Source organism: Photobacterium lipolyticum, assembly GCF_003026475.1.
Lineage (GTDB): Bacteria > Pseudomonadota > Gammaproteobacteria > Enterobacterales > Vibrionaceae > Photobacterium > Photobacterium lipolyticum.
This window is the reverse complement of sequence record NZ_PYMC01000033.1, coordinates 1-6591: the sequence shown is the minus strand read 5'-3', so window position 1 is coordinate 6591 and position 6591 is coordinate 1. Positions and strand designations below refer to the sequence as shown.

Below are 6591 nucleotides of genomic sequence, written 5' to 3'. Positions count from 1 at the left end.
ACTGATTTTCTGTTTCAACCGAAGTTGAAACGTAAATTGACTGTGCCAATACCATTCCTCTGCAGGAACCATATCGTTCGGTCACTCAGTTCATTGATAAATCTTTTTGACTAATCATTTCACGAGTACCCACACAGATTGCATGGTCAAATTGTTAAAGAACGTTGTTGCCTCAGCTATCTACCAAGTAGTTTGTCGTGACAACGGATGCGAATTATAGGGAGTCGCCGGCAATCCGCAAGCCTTAATTTTAATAATACGCCTGAATGATTATTTTTTGAGCAATCACGGCAAGTCCGTGGGTATTTCATGCTATTTGTCGTCATTCAGTCTTTACATGGCTAGTGGTCGAATAATGGCATGCATCAGCATGATCACCAACTTTTGCCAATAACAACGGCCTTTCTTCTCGACACCTGTCTGTCGCATATGGGCAGCGGGTATGGAAATGACAACCTTGAGGTGGATTGATCGGTGAAGGCAACTCACCTTTCAATACGATCCGTCCACTGTTCCTCTGCCGGGGATTGGCAATCGGTATCGCAGACAATAATGCCTTCGTATAAGGATGACGGGGCGAGTTATAGACCTCTAATGCATGCCCTATCTCCACTATTTTTCCCAGATACATAACAGCCACGCGATCAGATATGTGCTTCACCACAGATAAGTCATGGGCAATAAAGATTAAAGCAAGATCCATCTCTTGCTGAAGTTCCAATAATAAGTTCAGGATTTGCGCCTGCACTGATACATCCAAAGCCGATACCGATTCATCACATACGATGAGCTTAGGCTTTAACGCAATGGCACGGGCAATACCAATACGCTGACGTTGACCGCCAGAAAACTCATGAGGGTAACGTTCTGCAGCACCGGCAGGTAAGCCTACTTTTACCAGCAACTCTTTTACCCATTGTTTGCGTTCCGCAGGTTTGCCTATGTTATGAATGATAAATGGCTCTTCAATTATCATTCCAACGGTATGACGAGCATTCAGTGATTCCGTCGGATCCTGAAAGATAATCTGCATTTCCTGACGAAGTGAACGCATCTCTTTTACCGATAAATGGGTAATATCGCGCCCTTCAAAAAAGATCTTACCTGCGGTAGGTTCAAACAGTTTTAATAGGGTTAGTCCGAGCGTACTTTTCCCGCAGCCTGATTCACCAACCAGGCCCAGAGTCTTCCCTTGTTTAACTGAAAAGCTAATCCCGTCGACGGCATACACTGTGTAGCCCTTTCTTAAGATACCGCCACCGGAAAAGAAGTATTGCTTAATATCTTCAACACGCAGTAATTCCGACATTAGCTTACCTCCTTCCAGTGATGGCAACTCACCTTGTGAGTCCCCTCTACCTGAGTCCAGGTTGGGACAATGTCACGGCATTCATCAGTTGCATGGCGACAACGAGTACAGAAGCGGCAGCCATCTGGCATTTCAGTTAACGGAGGAACGTTGCCCGCTATCGTATCCAGCATCTCTTTATGCGCGGTATGCTGCGTCGGCATCGATTTAAGCAAACCAAGTGTATAGGGGTGTTTCGGTTTCTCAAATAAGGTGAAAATATCAGCTATTTCCACCACTCGCCCGGCATACATAACAACAACGTCATCACACATTTCAGCGACCACGCCTAAATCGTGGGTAATGAAAATAATCGCCATACCCGTTTCACGTTGCAGTTCACGCATTAAATCGAGGATCTGCGCCTGCACGGTCACATCAAGTGCCGTTGTTGGTTCATCACAGATGAGTATATCGGGCTTGCACGCCAGCGCGATGGCTATCATGACTCGCTGACGCATTCCGCCTGAAAGGTTATGCGGGTATTCCGTTATACGTTGTTCCGGTGATGGAATCCCCACCTTAGCAAGCATACCAATCGCAAATTTCAGGCGATCTTTTTTATCTAAATCACGACGGTGTAATTCGAGAACCTCACACAATTGCTTACCGACGCTGTGCACCGGATTTAACGCTGTCATCGGATCCTGAAATATCATAGAGATGCGATTACCCCGCATCGCATAGAGCTTTTCAGATGGCAAATCAACAATGTTCGATCCCCGATAAAGAATCTTTCCACCAGCAACCTGTCCGTAAGGTCTCGGCAGTAGGCCCATGACGGACATGGCGGTCACGCTCTTGCCGCACCCGGACTCACCGACAATCCCCAATGTTTGCCCTTTCTTTACGGTAAAGTTCACACCATCAAGAACACGCACTACACCGTCATCGGTCGTGAATTCCGTCACAAGTTCGTTGACTTCCAGTAATACCTCATGGGTCATCGCCACTTCTCCCATGTCTATAATTTATAGGTATCATCGATGACGGTGACAGGTTCAAAATGCTTACCCTTTTTCATGGCAGACAAGGTTTCTTTCTTCATTTTCTCGTCAATCCAGAATGTTGACAGATCTATCGGAGAAAACATGACCTCTGTCAGCTTAGTCATCGCAGGGGTCGGATATTTCAGCCAACGCCAATAACCTTCGCGGGTGTACGGCACGATATAACCTGGAATGATCACACTCGCATCTGCAACAATTTGTTGAATTTGTCGAGATATCGCCTTCTTCTGGCCTAAATCAAATTCAGCCCGATAAGCCATGATCAACTTATCCAGCTCCGGCGAGCTGTAGTTAGTAAAATTATTCGTCTGTGGCTTGATGGCATTATCCGAGTGGAAGTATTCCCAATATTGCGGAATATAACTGGTTCCCATGTTATGGAATGAAAGTTCATGCTTTTTCTCAAGCACATACTTAAATGCAGAAGATCCATCAACTAAATTCAATGTTAGCTCCAGACCTGCTTGCTTAGCCTGCTCTTTCAGATAGGCAATACGCGGTGTATGGGCAGAATAGGAATAGGTCACGGCAAATATCAGCTTCTCGCCACGACTATTTACTCGGATCCCGTCAGGCCCTACCTGATCAAACCCAGCCCGAGCAAAAAAGTCGGCAGCGAGGTTCGGATCAAACGGATCAGGCTTAATATCAGTATTGGTATATTCACCATGCCCAACACCGAGTCCATTCGGTTTACGGACATAATCGCCATGCAATACTTTTTCAATCATGCCATCAAAATCAATGGCGAATGCCAGACCTTTCCGGACATTGATATCATCCAGATGAGGCTTGGCTGTATTGATCCAGATTCCACCGCTACCTTGAGGTACCTGGTTATACCCCCAGAATTTATTGATATAGCCGTTCTGGTAAGGCTTTCCATTCGATTTATCATGCCATAGCGAGGGCATAACCAAACCAAAGGCATCGAGATCACCTTTCTCAAAATGTTTTTGCGCAATATCCTGATCGCGGATCACTTTGATCCGAATCTTTTCTACGTTATAACGGTTTATATAATACTTATTGGAGTAGCCCCACCAATCCAGGCCAACATGTTTAAAGCTTATAGATTTACCTTTCTTCACTTTATCCACATAGTATGGCCCCGATGAGGGTTCAGCTTTAAAGTTATAAACACGAACGAAATTGTCATCAACGCCATCACTGTTTTTGTCAATTTTCGGTTTATAAAAATGGGCTGGACGAGGTTGAAGGTCATAAAGCGTCGTCATGAGATCTTCTCGATTTTTAGCCTTTGTCGACGTAATGACAATGGTATGATCATCAATTTTACTCACCCCATCCACCTGTTCGGTGAAATAGTTGTTGTACCAAGGCGCCACAATATCTTTTGAACGCATTAACTGGACGGCAAATTTAAAGTCTTCTGCGGTAATGGGTTTACCATCAGACCACTGGGCATTGGGATTAATTCGAAAATAAATACTTTTGTTATCCTTCCCGTAAGCCCACTCATTCGCGAGCTCAGGGATCCATTTATAAGTAATGGGATGACGTCTCACTAAGTTAGGTCGGCTATCTAATAACCAATGTCGAAACACCCCATTGGAGTCAGGGCCAACAATTCGGAATGTTTGTGGAAAGCTCTGAAGGTAGGTACGGAATGTCCCGCCGAACTGAGCATCACTCGACGCAAAAATAGGTTCATTCGGGTTTGATATCCACTCTAGATCATCAGGCAACTGTGCAGCATTAACCGTAAAGCCAAGCGCTGTTATCACCATGAAGGCGAATAGTATTATTTTTTCATTCATTCTTAACATCCTTGTTTGTACGCTAGATCTTAAATATAGCGGGTATATTTTTTTGGATCGAAAGCTTCACGGATTGCTTCTCCAATAAAGGTCACCATGATCAGCACCATGACAATGGCAGCAACAACGGAAGAAGCTATCCATGGCGAATCCAGATTCGATTTTCCCTGTTGCAACAGATCGCCCCAACTCGGTGTGGGGGGCATCAAGCCAAGTCCCAAATAATCCAGCGCAGTTAACGCTGTAATATTAGCCGCAATGGTAAAGGGAGCCAGCGTCACAATCATAACCATGGTATTCGGCAATATATGTTTGAACACAATCCTTGCCGTCGAAGCACCTAATGCACGGGCAGCCATCACATATTCCCGAGCCGACTCCTTGTAGGTCATGGTACGCATGTACCAGGTCATCCCCATCCAGCCAAACAATACATTTATCGCAACAAACAAGGTAAACGTCGGCCGGGTAATCGATACCAGGATCATAATCACATATAGGAAAGGAACCATTGACCAGACTTCAATAAAGCGTTGGGCAATCAAGTCAAATTTACCGCCCCAAAAACCCATCGCACAGCCGACAGAAACGCCGATTGCATACGAAATCACCATGGTCATTAAGGCAAAGCCCATCGCAATACGAAAACCATAAAAAAGACGGGCCAAAATATCGCGGCCAATGGTATCGGTACCCAGGTAATGTTGATCTTCAAAACTTGGTGCTGTAGGCGGGTATTCGCCACTAAAATCCTGTTCGTAGGGATTCCACGGCACTAACGGTAAAATAACAAAGTCATCACCATTCTGTTGCTCAAAAAGCTGCTGTAATTCTCGGTAATCAGCCTCTTTAGAGTAGTTCAAACCAAAATCTTTCCCCGGTCTGACATCACCCATCACGGGAAAATAGTAGTCACCACTGTATCTGACGACTAGCGCCTGGCTATTGATCAAAAGCTCGGCAAAGAGAGAGAGTATCAGCAAAAATGACAACATTAAAAATGACAGATAACCGCGTTTAATTTCTTTGAATCGCTTAATTTTTTTTAGTGTTAGCGGATTTATTTTCATCAGTCTAGGCTCCGAACTTCACTCGAGGGTCAACAATAGCAACGCAAACATCAGACAGAATATTGCCGACCATCAGTAATACGGCATTGATAGCAACGATGCCCATAACAACAGGGTAATCCCGCTCCATGATCGCTTCATAACCGAGCAAACCAACACCATCAATATTAAAAACAACTTCAATAAGAAATGAGCCGGTCATAAAAAATAGCAGCGAGTTACCAAAATGGCTGGCAACCGGTATTAGGCTATTTCGCAAAGCATGTTTTCGCACGGCTTGTTTAAATGGCAAGCCTTTGGCAATAGCGGTTCGTATATAATCTGATGATAAGTTTTCCATCAGATTATTTTTCATTGTCATGGTTAGCGTGGCAAAGTCACCAATCAAATAACAAATCAAAGGCAGCACAGCGTGCCACATAATATCTTTCACTTGATCGTAAACGCTCTCATAGTCGTCAAAATCATCGCCAACAAATCCCCCCATAGGAAACCATTCAAGGTGATAGCCAAATATGGTGATCAGCAAAACCCCAACGACGTAGCCAGGAAGCGCATAGCCGACAAAAATAAGAATAGAAGAGCCCGAATCAAACACACTGCCATGTCTTATGGCTTTGAAATAGCCCAGAGGAATGGAAATAAAATAGCTGATAAAAAAGGTCATTCCCCCGTAGAACGCCGACACGGGTAACCGCTCGGCGATCATGTCCCAGACAGGTTCGTAATAACGGGTTGATTCTCCCAAATCGAGCACGACTAATTTACCGAGCCAGTCGGTGTAGGCCTCCAGTGCCGGTTTATCTAACCCGTAAAAAGCATTCAATTCTGCGATCTGATCTTCTGATAGCGCACTGCTTCCCCCCGGTGTTGTCATGGATGATGCTGCATCCCCCCTGGCCTGCATACTGGCGAGCATCCGTTCAACCGGACCACCCGGCACAAAACGGGTGATGGTGAATATTAGAAGGGTGATACCAATAAATGTCGGGATGACTAATAACATGCGACGGAGAAAATAGGACAACATCTGCAGACTAGCTCCTTGTCTTCAGTAATGTAGGCTCCTGCCATTAATAACATTAATCAATCACCGCACAGAGTAATAGCAACTGCAAATATGCGAGAGTGAACAATCGCCACAGACGATACCAACTAATATAGAAATCACATGGCTGATTACTTTTTATTTTAGCGTATGAAGCACTCCGCGACTGTGAATTACGTGCATAAGTATTTCGTCTGCCCCTGAAACCATCGAGTAGGGTGAGGCGTTACCGCCTCAGCCCTCTCACAGAACCGTACGTACGGACCTCGTATACGGCTCCTGCATACCCATGTTCAGCTCTGCGCTGAACACATACCCTGTCCTTACATGCTCA

The 6591-nt window shown here is 45.0% G+C and carries 5 protein-coding genes; all 5 read right to left on the bottom strand.

Going from position 1 to position 6591, the window contains the following annotated elements; all coding sequences use genetic code 11:
- Positions 1–322: 322 nt before the first annotated feature.
- From C9I89_RS22035 to C9I89_RS22015, 5 genes are read right to left on the bottom strand one after another with little or no spacing between them, the layout of a single operon-like run.
- The gene (locus C9I89_RS22035) at positions 323–1309 is read right to left on the bottom strand and encodes an ABC transporter ATP-binding protein (RefSeq protein WP_107285473.1); all 987 of its coding nucleotides are present in this window, start codon (positions 1307–1309) and stop codon (positions 323–325) included.
- Entirely contained in the window at positions 1309–2295 is a 987-nt protein-coding gene (locus C9I89_RS22030) for an ABC transporter ATP-binding protein (RefSeq protein ID WP_107285472.1), read from the bottom strand. The genes C9I89_RS22035 and C9I89_RS22030 overlap by 1 nt, the downstream gene beginning before the upstream one ends.
- Positions 2296–2312: 17 nt before the next feature.
- Entirely contained in the window at positions 2313–4139 is a 1827-nt protein-coding gene (locus C9I89_RS22025) for an extracellular solute-binding protein (protein ID WP_107285471.1), read from the bottom strand.
- Between the two features lie 29 nt (positions 4140–4168).
- The gene (locus tag C9I89_RS22020; RefSeq protein ID WP_107285470.1) at positions 4169–5212 is read right to left on the bottom strand and encodes an ABC transporter permease; all 1044 of its coding nucleotides are present in this window, start codon (positions 5210–5212) and stop codon (positions 4169–4171) included.
- Position 5213: 1 nt separating this feature from the next.
- Positions 5214–6239, bottom strand: a complete 1026-nt coding sequence (locus C9I89_RS22015; RefSeq protein WP_107285469.1) for an ABC transporter permease subunit — start codon at positions 6237–6239, stop codon at positions 5214–5216.
- Positions 6240–6591: the final 352 nt, after the last annotated feature.

Coding starts and splice junctions, on each gene's coding strand:
- C9I89_RS22035 (WP_107285473.1), bottom strand. CDS start 1,309: ATGTCGGAATTACTGCGTGTTGAAGATATTAAGCAATACTTCTTTTCC.
- C9I89_RS22030 (WP_107285472.1), bottom strand. CDS start 2,295: ATGACCCATGAGGTATTACTGGAAGTCAACGAACTTGTGACGGAATTC.
- C9I89_RS22025 (WP_107285471.1), bottom strand. CDS start 4,139: ATGAATGAAAAAATAATACTATTCGCCTTCATGGTGATAACAGCGCTT.
- C9I89_RS22015 (WP_107285469.1), bottom strand. CDS start 6,239: ATGTTGTCCTATTTTCTCCGTCGCATGTTATTAGTCATCCCGACATTT.